This window comes from Saliterribacillus persicus (genome assembly GCF_003337485.1).
Lineage (GTDB): Bacteria > Bacillota > Bacilli > Bacillales > Amphibacillaceae > Saliterribacillus > Saliterribacillus persicus.
On the sequence record NZ_QPJJ01000023.1, the window covers coordinates 26,868 to 40,864 of the forward strand.

The 13,997-nt window shown below is 35.6% G+C and carries 11 protein-coding genes and 1 pseudogene; 4 read left to right on the forward strand and 8 right to left on the reverse strand.

The window, feature by feature from the left end:
• Positions 1-4 precede the first annotated feature (4 nt).
• From DFR57_RS17440 to DFR57_RS17475, 8 genes are all read right to left on the reverse strand, one after another.
• Positions 5-1,267 carry an ABC transporter substrate-binding protein gene (locus DFR57_RS17440; protein ID WP_114354503.1) on the reverse strand — a complete coding sequence of 421 codons (1,263 nt, stop codon included), beginning with the start codon at positions 1,265-1,267 and terminating at the stop codon, positions 5-7.
• A 185-nt stretch (positions 1,268-1,452) separates the two neighbouring features.
• Positions 1,453-1,917, reverse strand: coding sequence for a DUF421 domain-containing protein (locus DFR57_RS17445; protein WP_114354504.1), 465 nt, complete (start codon positions 1,915-1,917; stop codon positions 1,453-1,455).
• Between the two features lie 277 nt (positions 1,918-2,194).
• Positions 2,195-5,278: a beta-galactosidase gene (locus tag DFR57_RS17450; RefSeq protein WP_114354505.1), complete on the reverse strand. Its 3,084-nt coding sequence runs from the start codon at positions 5,276-5,278 to the stop codon at positions 2,195-2,197.
• Positions 5,279-5,294: 16 nt separating this feature from the next.
• Complete coding sequence (locus DFR57_RS17455; protein WP_114354506.1) at positions 5,295-6,167, reverse strand: carbohydrate ABC transporter permease; 873 nt, start codon at positions 6,165-6,167, stop codon at positions 5,295-5,297.
• Positions 6,168-6,172: 5 nt separating this feature from the next.
• Positions 6,173-7,045, reverse strand: a complete 873-nt coding sequence (locus tag DFR57_RS17460) for a carbohydrate ABC transporter permease (RefSeq protein WP_114354507.1) — start codon at positions 7,043-7,045, stop codon at positions 6,173-6,175.
• A gap of 112 nt (positions 7,046-7,157) precedes the next feature.
• The gene (locus tag DFR57_RS17465; RefSeq protein WP_114354508.1) at positions 7,158-8,672 is read right to left on the reverse strand and encodes a response regulator transcription factor; all 1,515 of its coding nucleotides are present in this window, start codon (positions 8,670-8,672) and stop codon (positions 7,158-7,160) included.
• Complete coding sequence (locus DFR57_RS17470) at positions 8,647-10,464, reverse strand: cache domain-containing sensor histidine kinase (protein WP_114354509.1); 1,818 nt, start codon at positions 10,462-10,464, stop codon at positions 8,647-8,649. Before DFR57_RS17470 ends, DFR57_RS17465 begins: the two co-directional genes overlap by 26 nt.
• Positions 10,465-10,586: 122 nt before the next feature.
• A complete protein-coding gene (locus DFR57_RS17475) occupies positions 10,587-11,909 on the reverse strand; it encodes an extracellular solute-binding protein (protein ID WP_114354510.1) in 1,323 nt (440 codons plus the stop codon).
• Between the two features lie 234 nt (positions 11,910-12,143).
• Between DFR57_RS17475 and DFR57_RS18700 the strand changes: the two are divergent.
• The 4 genes and pseudogenes from DFR57_RS18700 to DFR57_RS17490 form a co-directional block, all read left to right on the forward strand.
• Positions 12,144-12,250: pseudogene (locus DFR57_RS18700) on the forward strand (IS1595 family transposase); the annotation flags it as partial.
• Positions 12,251-12,375: 125 nt separating this feature from the next.
• Entirely contained in the window at positions 12,376-12,759 is a 384-nt protein-coding gene (locus DFR57_RS17480) for a hypothetical protein (RefSeq protein WP_114354511.1), read from the forward strand.
• Positions 12,760-12,831: 72 nt separating this feature from the next.
• The gene (locus tag DFR57_RS17485; RefSeq protein WP_114354512.1) at positions 12,832-13,032 is read left to right on the forward strand and encodes a DUF4083 family protein; all 201 of its coding nucleotides are present in this window, start codon (positions 12,832-12,834) and stop codon (positions 13,030-13,032) included.
• Positions 13,033-13,222: 190 nt separating this feature from the next.
• Positions 13,223-13,750 carry a YfiT family bacillithiol transferase gene (locus DFR57_RS17490; protein ID WP_114354513.1) on the forward strand — a complete coding sequence of 176 codons (528 nt, stop codon included), beginning with the start codon at positions 13,223-13,225 and terminating at the stop codon, positions 13,748-13,750.
• Positions 13,751-13,997: the final 247 nt, after the last annotated feature.

Consider the following 13,997-nt stretch of genomic DNA (forward strand, 5'->3'; position numbering starts at 1 on the left):
ATGATTATTCTTCTTCCGTTATATAACCCGGTATTCCGAGTTCTCTACGATAGGTTCCTATTTTAAACCAATAATTGTTAGATTCTTCTTTAACCTGCCAAATATCATAACTTGATAACCTTCTATCCCCCGCTTCATCTAAAACGATTAAACCGGTTGCCCCCTCATAAGTTTCAGCAAATTTGACTAGGTTCTTTTTTAATTCGTCAACATTCCCTGGGGCATCCATCTTCTGAAGGACAGTCATTAACAAACCAGCTATATCATAAGCATAAAGAGCTGTTGGCATAATGCTTGAGCCATACTGTTCCTCTAAATTCTTTTCAATTTCTTCATGCTGTTCTGTTGATGGCACGCCAAAGGAAAGTCCCATAAACTTAACTGCTTTTGCAAAAGATAACACTTCCTCACTCTCTAGTAGAGAATTGTTAAGCGTTAGTGTTTCTGTACCGAACCAGCGGATATTCTCACTAGAAGAAGCTTGTTTAAATATTTCTGCAGCTTCACCAAAGGCTACTAGCATTACCGCAGTTTTTTGATTATCAACTTCAGATAGAGAAACTTTTTCTTGTATTTGTTCTATCACACTTTCAAAATCTCCACTATCACCGTTATATTCAATTGCTTCCGTTACTTTTCCATTTAAGCTAAGTAAGTTAAAATCTTCCTTGAATAATTTGACCAATTCTCTACCATATATATCATTCCGATGCACTGGTATCACATATTCGATATCTTCTTCAACCATTAAGGTTGCTAGAGCATTGGACTGGTGATTATCATTTGGCACCATCCGAAATATACTATCTCCTATATCATCTAGAGAAGGCGCTGTACTACTATAACTGATAATCACGATATCCTTTTCATCTGCCCATGGTTTAAGTGCTTGTATTTCCGCACTAGAACCAGCAATAAAAATAGAAATTCCTTGTTGATAAAGCTCCTTGGCTTTTTTCAAAGCTTCTTTAGGTTCACTCTTACTATCCTCAACAGTTAAATTAAACTTTAAATTTGAACCTCTCTCACCTAAATCATTATTTGCATTTTCCATTGATATGTTCAGAGCTAGTTTTATCATCTCTGCCTTTGAGGATAATTCTCCTGATAGAGGGAGTATTGCTCCAATATTAATTTCTCCAGAACCAGTCGTTTTTGGTAAGGTTGATTCTTTGGATTTTTCACCATCCGTTAATAAAAAAGCAACTAACCCTAAACTACATACAAATATAAAAGCTAACACATAAAAGTATTTATTTATAACCATAAAATCTTCCTAACACACTGTATTTCCCATTAGTATGAACCATTTAAGTTTTTTTACACTATAGGAAAAATTTATCGGACTATAGTATAAAAAAACTAAGTCTCTCTAATTACACTTTTACAGTAATTTATCTGGAAGTTCCATGACTTCTTTCTTTAAACAAATAATAAAAAGCTCATCTGCTTTTATTTTTTGATAACAGACAGCGTTCCATTTGTCTCTAAGATTACTTGATTTATTTGGCTCAAATCTTGTTCACCACTTTCTCTAGCAGCTTGGAGAATTTCCTCTTTTTGTACACGTTCTTTTTCTAACGCTTTCTCTAAAAATTTTCCATTATAATAAAGTAAAGCAGGTTCGGATTTAATCAATTTATTCAAAAATGGTATTTTCACAGCAAAATTTGAGACTAAGTATTGCAGCATCAAGACAACCAGAATGCTTAAAAGCCCGTCCACTACCGTGACTTTATTATTGGTCAATGTAGAAGCAAAAATAGAACCTAGCGCAATCGTAACGATAAAATCAAACGCATTAAATTTAGCTAAACTTCTTTTCCCGAACATTTTCAGGGCAATGATGATAAAAATATAAATACTTACACCTTTTACAAGAATACTGATTAATGTACTATAATCACTAAAAAACATATTGTACCTCCTAATAATACTTCTATGTTAGTATTCCCTTTCCCACATCGATGAATCATTACGCTTTTACTGCCCCTACGTTAATAAGACATCTGCGCAAAAATTTGTACCGCCTCTTTATCCAACAACGAATAGGAGCTTGGAAGATTCCAAGCTCCTAGTAAATGGCTTTATATGTTTGTAGATTAAGAATTAAACCTTGACTATATTTAATCTCATTTTCCATTCATCCAAATTCACATGCTTAACTATCGTTTTCATGATTCACAGCTATGCCTCACAAGCAATCAATTTCCACATTTCGATAAGAGCTAATAATGTCTCCTTGTTTATCTGTAGCAAAGAGAATACTTCGCTCTCTTGGAAGCAGGAATTCAAAAGTTCTTTCATTCATTGGATCTTTTACTGTAATTGTAGTGTCCACTGCATATTCAGAAACGAAAAGATACAAGGATCCCTGCTTAAAAGCAAGCTTCCTTCCATAAACTCCAGGAAGATCCTCGCCCTGTAACCATTCTAATTCTGCGTTTACTCCCGCTTCATTAATTGCTTTTTGATACAACGCATGTAAAACATCGGTGCGCTCATTTAATTCAACAGGTAAAGAACACCATAACAGCTTACCTTTTCCAAGCGTTGTTTCGATTAAGTCGGTTGGCTCTCGTTCCTCTAGCACTTCTTTATTCACTTCGCCAATCCGTCGCTCACCGAATGAAACTGGATATTGTTGATTCTCTAGCTTCAATACTTCCTCGCGCAGAACGTTGGATAACTTATAGCCTTGAAGTAGATGTTGTGTGTAATTCCAGTACGCATCTAAACCAACCGGACCAGTCCATAAAAGTGTTGCTCCACTTTTTTCAACATAGGAGAAAAGTTTTTGTTTCGCATCATTACTGAAATTATGTGCACTTGGAACGATGATTAACTTCGGTGCTTGCTCTTCTAGGGCTTCTAGGTGATACTCCGACATTCCCCGAAAGGGTACATTCATGTCATAGTTCAGTACTCTTGTTAGCTTTGTCGTGGCTTCAAAAGCAAACTTTCGATTAGAAAAATCATTGGAGTATGGAAAAATTACCACAATCTCTTCTAACGTGCGTTCCTCGAATAGATCTCTAATCTCATTGATAAATTTCCCGAAATCGTAAGAAACATCAGCCTCTGGTTTTTGGGTTCCATCTGCTCTTAGTGCACCAATATTAGACTCATTTGTATTGTTCATATAAAAGTTGGTATTCCAAAGCCATTGCACAGCCCCTGCTCCCCCAGTAGAAAAAGCATAGGCATACTTTCTTTCCAATATGTTTCTTAATTCTAGTTCTGAGCGCTTCGCTTTGCTATCAGCAGTTTCTACATACATAATGCCCGTTTCCTGAATCAGGTTGGGTTTAAGTGGAGTTTTGGTAAAAATACCATCCCAAACAAGTTGATCCATAAGCCACCACGAATGGACGGTCGTATAATCAACCGCTTCCTGGTAAAAGAATGGGGTTGGTCGTTGACTGCTTAAAGCTTCATCCTGCCCTACCGTAACAAGTTGTTTAGTATTCATTGATTTAATAGAGGCTGACAATTCCTTCGCCCATTGATTGTGCATTTCCATTGTAAACAATGTATAGTCAAGAAAGCGCAAGCCTTTTTTAGGTTTTTTCATATCCTGAATATCAAAATTAATCTCCACTTGCTCAGGTAAAGTTACTGCTTCAAAACATGATAATTCTTCAGGAGTCATGTCCCATCGCTCTTGGAGAGCAGAGATTGATTTATGTCGTTCTTTTAACCACGCAACAAATGCATGATGCTCAAATTTATCCTGTGCTGAACGCGGTCCTTGGAAGAAGCGCTTTGGATCAAACATGGATGGCTCATTAATTAAATCCCATTGAACATTCGTTGTCTGTGCGTGCCTAGATACTAATGCACGAATAAAACGTTTTTGTGCTTTGATACTGCGAGGGTCTAGGTATGGATTTTCTCCTTCATATGCAATTGGTGTAAAAGCAAAAAAGTTAAAGGTTACTTCTATATCATACTTTTTCGCTGTTAGTAAAAAAGCATCGATTGCTCGTAACACCTCTTCTGAAGGGTGACCATCCACAAACATCATCTGTCTCCATCCTGTCCACAGGCCTGTACGAATAAAATTAATGCCTGCATTTTTCATCGTCGCCATATCATGGTCCCATGCAGCAACATTTGGCATGACGATAAACTTTCTCGCGACATCAGAAGTCATATATGTTTGCCCAACAATCGGAAAAGGACGACCATCCTTCCAAAAATAATCTCGTCCTGCTTCCATCACACTACCTTGTTGAAGTAACGCTTCATCCTTACCCCAAAATCCTTGCCTAAAAATCCTTTTTTCTCCTAACGATGAAGTTGCAGTACAAGTCAATTGATATAATCCTTTTTGAATAGCAAAATCAAGTGGTACCTGATCAAACTGCAGTTCATCCGTAGCGACTATTTTTTTCTGATCTGTCCACACTACTTTTGAATCTAATGTAATCTCTAATTCCAAATTCCACTCTTCTGAGTGATTATTATTTATGCTTTCAGATACAATTTTTTCAGATTGAATTGTCAGCATTGCTTTTTCTCCTGGCTCATACATCGCATAATTAGGTTTTATCCATATTTCAGTAACCCCTTTTCTAATAAAAGACAATAGATCTTCTAGCATGGAGTTCTCTGTCCAAAAAGCATGTGTGACTGCTTGGTTAATGAATATCCACCTACCACCAGCAAAAGCGCCTTTCGTATTTTCCATTAATACTACCGGAGCCGCTACTTCTCTTCCTTCTTGTGATACACCTGTTAACAACGGATAAATGTGTGCATCCATTGGGCCACTTGAACCATTTTCTTCGGGTAAGTCTCGGGAACGCGTAACATGCAAAATGAAGTTATCTGTCGGTTCTTCAACTGAAAATAATGAGTCCTTTCCGTCAATCAAAGGAATATCTTGATTCGCTTTAAGGTAGTCAATCGGTTCTGGGTCCACCTTTAATATTTCATGAATGTGCAGCTGACGATGGTACGCGGTTTGAGCGCGTTCCATTTGCCAAGTCCCATCATCATTTTGGTAAACCGGATGGCGAAAAGGTCTGCCACCCACATTTACAAACCCATTTCCTTTTTCCAAAAAAGCTATTATGCTTGACCATGCATGCTTCGGGAAATATGGACCATGTAAAAGAATGAGTGTATCAGGTTCCTGACTATCTAATTCAGCTGCTAAATCACTTGCATTAACTATTTTCAAATCTTTTTTAATGCTTCCAAGGCACTTTTCAGGTGGCCGTTCTCCAACAAAAGGGAATGTTTCGTCATAAAAAAGTAGTGTGTTTGCCATGTAAAAACCTCCTATGTTAACCCTTCACAGCTCCTTGCGTCATACCATTAACAATCTGTTTCTCCATAATTAAGTAAAATAAAATCGTTGGAATTAATACAAGGGTCAAACCTGCCATCTGTGCCGTGTAATTGGTCGTATACTGTCCGGCAAAGTTAGCCAAGCCTAACGGCAATGTGCTCAATGCGTCATCATTTATTAAAACAAGCGCGAAGGAGAATTCGTTCCAGTTATTTATAAAATTTAAAATGACGGCAGTGGCTAATGCTGGGCGACTCATTGGTAAAATGATCGACCAAAATATTCGAAACACGCTACATCCATCCATAATCGCTGATTCCTCAATTTCTTTAGGAAAGGAACGCATAAAGCTTGTTAGTAAGAAAATCGTAATCGGTAAGTTAAATGCAATGTATGGGAAAATTAACGCTAGATGGGTGTTCATAAATCCAAGCTTCTGCATCAAAATAAACATCGGTACTAACGTTGCGTGTATCGGTACTAATAAACCGACTACGAAAAAGCCATACAGCATATTTCTACCTTTAAAATCGAAACGAGCCAAAAAATAAGATGCGAGTGAACCTATTAAAATACAAATAAATAAAGCGGTAATTCCAACAAATAAACTATTAAAGAAATAGGATCCGATATTCGCTGTCACCCATGCATCCACATAATTAACGAATACCCATTCATTCGGCAATCCGAAGGGATCAAACGCGAATTCCTGCCCTGTTTTAAAAGAATTCATAATCATCCATAGGATTGGATAAGCATTCACGATCGTAAATAAAATGAGAATCAAATAGATCGTGCCTTTTTTCGTATACTTTTTCTTTTTTGCTTGTCTTGAGAGAGTATCATAATCCACGACTGTTTTACTCATTTTACCTACACCTCTTTTCTTCTTAAAAGCTTTGTTGTAATTAAAATTAACACCATGCTAAAAATAAAGATTAAAACGGAAATAGCACTACCATAGCCATAACGAAGGCCTTCAAACGTTTTATTATACATATAAGTGGCCATTACCTCTGTAGCATTTGCTGGGCCGCCAGAAGTCATCACGAATATTAGATCGAAAGTTTTTAAGCTACCACTTATACAAAGCACAATCGAAACTAGAATAATATTCCAAATTGAGGGTAAAACCACAAATCTTGTTTTCTGCCATTCAGACGCCCCATCTAAATCAGCAGCTTCTAGAATTTCATTTGGCACCGTTTGCAAAGCAGATAAGAAAATAATGAAGTATAACCCAACAAATTGCCATATAATTGTGATGCACACTGCAATCATTGCCCATGTTGGATCACCTAACCAGTTTTGTGCTAGCGCACCCAAACCGATTGCTTCAAGAAAATTATTTAGCATGCCATATTCGGAGTTATAGATCATCCGCCACGTGATCGAAATGACTACTGTCGATATGACCACAGGCATAAAGCCTACGGTTCGAAAAAACTTAGCTCCTTTTATTTTGCGATTCAGAAGTAATGCCAAAGCTAAAGCTATTGGTATTTGCCCAAATACAGAAGCAAGTACGACTAAAATATTATTTCTTACCGATAACCAAAAAACAGAATCCTGAAATAGTTCTTTAAAGTTAGCTAAGCCAACAAATTGCATCTCAGAAAACCCATTCCATGACATGAATGAATAATAAAAAGATATAAATATTGGTACAATACTAAACAAAAGATAAATAAACAATGCTGGTAAAATTCCAACAGTTATAATCCAACGGTTCTTCAGTAAATGCATCTTCTCACTCCTTTACAACTACTTTTCTTCCAACCAACATTCGTTGGTGCTGTCTTTCTTCATTATAAAAGGGCTTACATTTTTCTGAAATCCTATAAAATTAACATTATGTCTATTTTTTTACGCAATGAATCCGTCTATATTGGGTAGGAGTCATTCCTACAAAGTTTTTAAAAACTTGCACGAAATATTTGTACTCACGGTAGCCGACATATTCTGCTATCTCAAAAACTTTATTTGGCGTATCAAGTAATAACGCTTTTGCCTTATTGATCCGAATTGTGTTTAAATATTCGGAATAATTACACCCTGTTTCTTGTTTAAAAAGCAAACTAAAGTAATTTGGTGTGATAAAATGTGCTTCTGCTACTTCGATGGCTTTAATATCCTTTTGATAATTTTCCTCGATATATTGCTTTGCTTGATGGATAATGCGGTGATTCTGATTTAATTGACGAACACAGCTTTTCAATCGTTCTAAATCCTCTATTAATAATGTTTTCAGAGCAGGAACACTATTATATATAAGAGAATCAATATGCTTATCAACTCCTAATTCTACCTGCTCTATCATCGTATGTTCTCCACGTTCTTTTAATTGACGTAGTACCTCCTGTAATTGCTCAATCATTTGCTCTAGGGTTAAGCAGTTTTCTGTAAACTCATTAAATAGTTGCTCTGTTATTTCTTCGAGCATTGCTTCATCAGATTGAAATAACTGTTCGCCCAAAGCTGTGATTATCTTCTCATTTATTTGATAGTATTGATTTCGGTCTATTTTTTCTGTTTCTGTTACAATTTGACGGTGCGTTCCTCGAAAAAAATCCAAGCGATCGATCAAGGCATTGTATACGCTTCTTACATTTGTTAGATCCCGATAAAAGGAAGAAAGACCAATTAGCATGTTCATGTCTCTGATCTCTGCTAATTTTTCTGTTATTTGTCCTAATTGAACTTTATCCAGATTATTCCGATCAAAAAACAAAACCAGCAGCTGATTCTCATGCATTTTCATTAATACAAATGCTACTTCATTACTAACTAACACCTGTCGTATTTTTTCTTTCCATTCCTCATGATTCAGTTGATGATCCATGTAGGCTTTTCTTTCTATCAGCATAAGTTGATATTCATAAACTTGAAGATTCAATTTTTTATCCAATTGTTGACGATCTATCAGATGAAAAAGCTGCTGGGTTAGATAATGTAATAGAAGCGTTTCTTCGTTGTCAATTTCCTTTTTTCTACTTTGCTCAATATCTAATTTTACTTTTTCTATTAATTGAAGTAATTCATCAATATCTACTGGTTTTAATAAGTAATCCTTCACACCTATTCGAATTGCTTGACGCGCGTACTCAAATTCGTCATAACCACTGATGATAACAATTCGAATTTCAGGGTGATTTTTAGCAATTATTCTAGATAAACCGATTCCATCCAATTCAGGCATGTGAACGTCGGTTATTACAATATCTATCTTCTTTTCTTCAATAATCTCTATTGCTTGTTTCCCATTTTGAGCGGTTCCGATTACCTCAATATCTAAGTCATTCCATGGGATAGTTCGAGATAAACCTTCGCAAATTAAAGGTTCATCATCAACGATTAACATCTTCAGAGTCATCGTTTTTCCCCTCTCCTTCTATTAGCTGATCGAGCATTTTTTCCTCTCTAATCCAAGGAACCTTCACACGAATAAATGCTCCCCTTTGCGGGTTTAATATTTCAATACCATAGGCTTCACCAAAGGCATTCTTTATGCGATCTGCTACATTTTTTAAAGCAAAGCTATCTTTATCTGTTGCTAGCTCAGAGGATTGAAGCAATTCCTTTGTTTTCTCCACGTTCATGCCCTTTCCATTATCGATTACATCAATTACGACGCTGTATCCTGCTCGATAGGCACGAATTTTTATAAATTTATCTTCTTGTGCTTGTAAAAAACCATGCTTAAAGCTATTTTCGACAAGTGGCTCTAGAATCAGCTTTATTACATAGCATTTGTCTAAGCCCGCTTCTATGAAAATAGAATAATGAAAAGTTGCACCTAAACGCTTTTTTTGTAATTCCATATAACTTTGCACATATCTTAATTCATCTTTCAAAGTAATCCAGATCTTCCCTTGACTAAGTGTAATTCGAAATAAAGTTGATAAGTCCTCGATACTTTTACTCGTTTCTGGAGCGTTCTCTAATCTCGCAGTCCAGCGAATCATGTCCAAGGTATTGTATAAAAAGTGAGGATTAATTTGGCTTTGCAAAGCTTTTAATTCTGAATGCTTATTTTGTATTTCTAGCTTGTACTTGTTATCAATTAATCGTTGAATCTGCTCTACCATCGAATTAAACCTGAAACCTAACTGGCCAATTTCATCCTTGGAGCGAATATCAACTCTTGCTTTAAAATCACCATGTTCCAAACGTTTCGTCTCTCTCGTTAATTCTAAAATTGGTCGTACTACGAAAAAAATAAAGCCTGCAAATGTCATAAGTCCCATTAATACTGCTATAATTATCATATTGCCAAAGGTGGAACGGATGGCATTCATTTCTGTTAAAATATAAGATTCACTTACCACGGATACCAAATGCATATCTATTTTTTCAAGGTATCGCGATACAGCATAATACGTTTCTCCATCTGACGTCAGCTGAAAGCTTTCGCCTTGTGAACGGATGTTATCAATGAATGTGTGATAATCGAACTCCTCTTCAACCTTGGCACCTATCATATCCTCCACTTGGTTGTGAACAAAAAAAGCTTGGTGCTGCTGATTAGTGAAGCCTTCTGTCACATGGCGATAGAGCTCCTGTTGATCTAGCCGAATTTTTATCATTCCGATCGGTTCTCTAATATCATACAAATGATTAATCACTCGGTATAAGGTAATGACCTTTTCATCTTGATTCTTCCTTTGGTTATGCATCAGGTAAGGAGAGCTCCATAATATTTTCCCCTCTTCCTTCAGTGCTTCTTGATTTAAATGATTCTCTTCACCAGTGACAATTTCACCAACAGATAACACCTGTTGGTTTTGACCTTCTATATGGACGGAGTGAAAATAATCCTTTTCTGACTGATGAAAAACGAAAAAACCGGATAAATTACTGCGAATTTCATTTAATTGCTTGTAATCCTCACCAGTTACAGCAGGAAGTGTCATGTAATCTCGAAACTCGTTACTGTATATCATGTATCTCGAAATGTCTTCAATTTCTTCAATAACATTATTCAACTCTGACTCCATATTATTGAGGTTCCGATGTGTTGTATCGATAACTTGCTCTTTTAAAATATTGTTGGATTGATAGATAACTATGGAACCAATTAAACCGCTCGGAATAGATACTAGTAAAAGAAAAATAATAACCGATTTCCATTTTAAGCTATTTTTAATATATTGGATGATTTGCATCGTTTTTTCTCCTCTAGTAAGATTCTTAACAGTTAAATTATAGCATGTAATCTAGCTTTCTCTGATAGAACAAAAAGCAGAGTATCAATGTGACACTCTACTTTTATACAAGCTATTTACATTTATTCCATTTCACTTTCAGCCACACGTTGAATATTCTCAGCGGCTTCTTCTGGGGTTGATCCACCTACTGTTATGGATTGCAATTCGTTTTCTAGCTGGTCATTAACAGCTGGTGTCAGTGTTGCATCATATACAGGTGCAGGCTTAGTATCAGCTATCACTTCTAACATTTCTTCTGTTAGAGGATGAATATCTGCATCGTCTGGAATGTCAACATTTGCTATAATCGGTCGACCTACACTGATTAGACCTTCCCATAGTTCTTCATTATAGACGTATTTCAAAAAGGTATGGGCAGCTTCTAACTCTTCTCCTTCTAAATCACTATTGATCGCGTGACCTGTACCAGCAACTGAGGAGACCGTATTTTTATCATTTAAAGGCATAGTTGCGATACCAATATTTTTATCCTCTGGCATATTTTCAAGAATAGCGGAAAGCCCCCAGTTACCGTCAATTACCATTGCGGTTCTTCCTTGGACAAAGTAATCAATCATTTGTGAGCTATCAATCGTATTTAAATCTGCATTGAATGCTTCTTTATTCACTAATTCCTCAATAACCCCTAATGATTGGACAAAATCGTCATCCGTGAATGCTCTCTCACCATTTGCTACCCCTTCTAAAAAGTCGTTCCCAGTAAAACGGTCAGCAATCGTCGAAATATATACCGATTGTAGTACCCATGCATCTGAGTTCCCCAAAGCTATTGGAGTAATATCATTAGCCTTCAATTCATCGACCAATTGTAAGAATTCATCATACGTCTCTGGAAAACTATCAAATCCTGCATCTGCTAACATATCTTCATCATAAAAAATCATATGGGTTGGATTTGTATTAGCTGGAACAGCATAGGCGTCTCCATTAATGGAAAAGTCCTCGAAATCCTCTTCATCTAGTAGCCCTGTTTCTTCTGTCCAATAGCTTGTTATATCGTTGATGGGTTGTACAACACCACCATCAACTAATGGTTGTAGCTCAGCACCTGGCCATACTTGAAAAATATCAGGCAATTGCCCACCAGCTGCTTGTGTGTTAAGTCTCGTTCTGTAATCCGCATGTGGTGTTGTATTCACTTGAAGCTCAATATCGGGATGTTCTTCATTAAATTTCTCAACTACATCCATGAATACTTCAAAATCCGCTCGACCAATATCCTCTGCTCTCCAAAATTCCAATGTCACCGCATCATCATTTGCCTCGGCTCCGTCATCATTACCGGAAGAAGTCTCCTCCCCACTATCTCCAGAACATGCTACTAAAAAACTAATTAATATGACTGCAGTACCCACGAATAAATAATGTAACCACTTTTTCATCATCAGCCCTCCATTTATTTTGTTATCGCTTTCATTTAGAATTATCTCATAGGTTAAAAAGCTAAAAAATCCAACAAAGTTAAAATAACATCCAATAATTTATAAAAAGAAGATGAATCATTGTTTTGTGATGGATAAAAAATGAGTAACATTCAATAGTATTATAGCATTAAGATTAAGACCCTTTTTTAATAAAGCTCTGTTAAAGTATGATATGGATAATTTGATTTACAGGAACATCAAAGGAATCCTGTAACTATGAATAACTTGATGATTAAAGAGAATTTAATACAAAATATGGAAGATATGATACACTTAGGTTATCTATATTCATAATATAAACATTACTGCTTGTTCCACTAATGACGCATGCTAGTAGAATTAACAAATCTAAAGGTATGTAAGTTTGGAAGGTTAGAAACTTATAATAATTGATAATTGCATTTATATGAAAGGAAGTAATAAATTGAAAAGTATTGGATTGATTTCAGTTTTATTTATAGCCTTTATTGCAGTGTTTGTATTTATAAATAAATTACATTACCCTTCTCTTCCGATAGATGATATATCTGCAAAAGAAGCGATTGATATACTTAATGAATCGGATAGTAAAATAGTTGAAATTGCAGTAGAAGGCGATTCAATTTGGTATATCACAAGTAGTGAGAACAAAGGTATGTCGACTTCTGATAAAAATATAAAACAAATGATTGCTTCAAATGGATGGAAATTCAAAGAAAAAGATGGTGCTGGTTTGTTCTTTGAAAAAGAAGGAAAAAAATTAATTGCCACCACTCAAATGTGGACCGAAAATTATATTCTCGTTAAAATTCCAAGAATTTTTAAATAATGTTGAGAGTTTTTTTATTAAACTTACAGGTGCTTATCTTAAAACATGAGAACTTTCAAAGGGGGTTTGAAGATGGAGTTTGCACAATCTGTTTACTTAGTTATAGTGGTTGGACTGATTTTTTTATTCTTTATATCTTTGACTGTCTTTATTAGACGTTTGCTTACAAATTATTCATTAAGAAGCAATGAAGCAAAGGATGTTGAGAAGAAGCTCGATAAGCTAATTGAACAAAACGATATAATAATTTCACTATTAAAAGAGAAAAAGTGATTCTTCTTAGACTAAAGGAGATAGAGTTTAACAAGGCAATCAGTGATTGTCCTTTTTTATTGGAAATACAAATGGAATATTATGTTATTATTGAATTGTGGATTTTGAGCTAACTGAAAGTAGATTTGAAGGATAAAAAATTCACAATGTTTATCAAAGATGTAAAAACATAATAAAAGGATGAGGATTTATGCATGAGGCTATTCGTTTTCCAATAGGTCAATTTGAAGCAGTACAGAATCCAACTGAAGAACAACGCAAAAAATGGATTCAGGAGATTTCAGAATTGCCTAGACTCCTGAATCTTACAGTACAAAATCTATCTATTGACCAATTACAAACACAATACCGCACTGGTGGGTGGACTATTCAACAGATAGTCCATCATATAGCTGATAATGATATGAATGCCTTAATACGTTTCAAGAAAGCGCTGACGGAAGATAACCCAATAGCAAGTTCTTATCGAGAGGATTTATGGGCAAACTTGAGTGATTATCAAAATACACCGATTGAAATCTCTTTGAACCTTATTGAATCCATTCACATTAGATTCGAAATACTACTCTCTTCATTATCCACAGATGAATTTCAAAGGACATTTAAGAGTCCTACACACGGCTTTATGAATCTAGATGTGGCAATACAAAGATTTGCTTGGCATGGTAAACATCATGTTGCCCAAATAGAATCGCTTAAACAACGTTCGGGATGGTAATACAAAAGCATTTTCTAGAATATTTTGAAACAATACACTTAAAAGAAACGGGTGCTTTCCTTGAATTAGGAGTTGCATTCTTGTGCAACAACGGACAGGTTAGTGGAAGAAGAGATACAGTAATTAAAAATATTTTTAGTCAAAAAGATGGTGTAACAATGGATATCGATAATGATTTCGAAAAGAATATTGAACGTACTAAAAAACGAGCAAAATGGGGTTGCCTCACTTGGGCAATCATATTATT

Excerpts from the sequence above, each read along its gene's own strand:
- DFR57_RS17475 (WP_114354510.1), bottom strand. The coding sequence starts at position 11,909 with ATGAAAAAGTGGTTACATTATTTATTCGTGGGTACTGCAGTCATATTA.
- DFR57_RS17455 (WP_114354506.1), bottom strand. The coding sequence starts at position 6,167 with ATGAGTAAAACAGTCGTGGATTATGATACTCTCTCAAGACAAGCAAAA.
- DFR57_RS17465 (WP_114354508.1), bottom strand. The coding sequence starts at position 8,672 with ATGACTCTGAAGATGTTAATCGTTGATGATGAACCTTTAATTTGCGAA.
- DFR57_RS17450 (WP_114354505.1), bottom strand. The coding sequence starts at position 5,278 with ATGGCAAACACACTACTTTTTTATGACGAAACATTCCCTTTTGTTGGA.
- DFR57_RS17470 (WP_114354509.1), bottom strand. The coding sequence starts at position 10,464 with ATGCAAATCATCCAATATATTAAAAATAGCTTAAAATGGAAATCGGTT.
- DFR57_RS17485 (WP_114354512.1), top strand. The coding sequence starts at position 12,832 with ATGGAGTTTGCACAATCTGTTTACTTAGTTATAGTGGTTGGACTGATT.
- DFR57_RS17445 (WP_114354504.1), bottom strand. The coding sequence starts at position 1,917 with ATGTTTTTTAGTGATTATAGTACATTAATCAGTATTCTTGTAAAAGGT.
- DFR57_RS17460 (WP_114354507.1), bottom strand. The coding sequence starts at position 7,045 with ATGCATTTACTGAAGAACCGTTGGATTATAACTGTTGGAATTTTACCA.
- DFR57_RS17440 (WP_114354503.1), bottom strand. The coding sequence starts at position 1,267 with ATGGTTATAAATAAATACTTTTATGTGTTAGCTTTTATATTTGTATGT.
- DFR57_RS17490 (WP_114354513.1), top strand. The coding sequence starts at position 13,223 with ATGCATGAGGCTATTCGTTTTCCAATAGGTCAATTTGAAGCAGTACAG.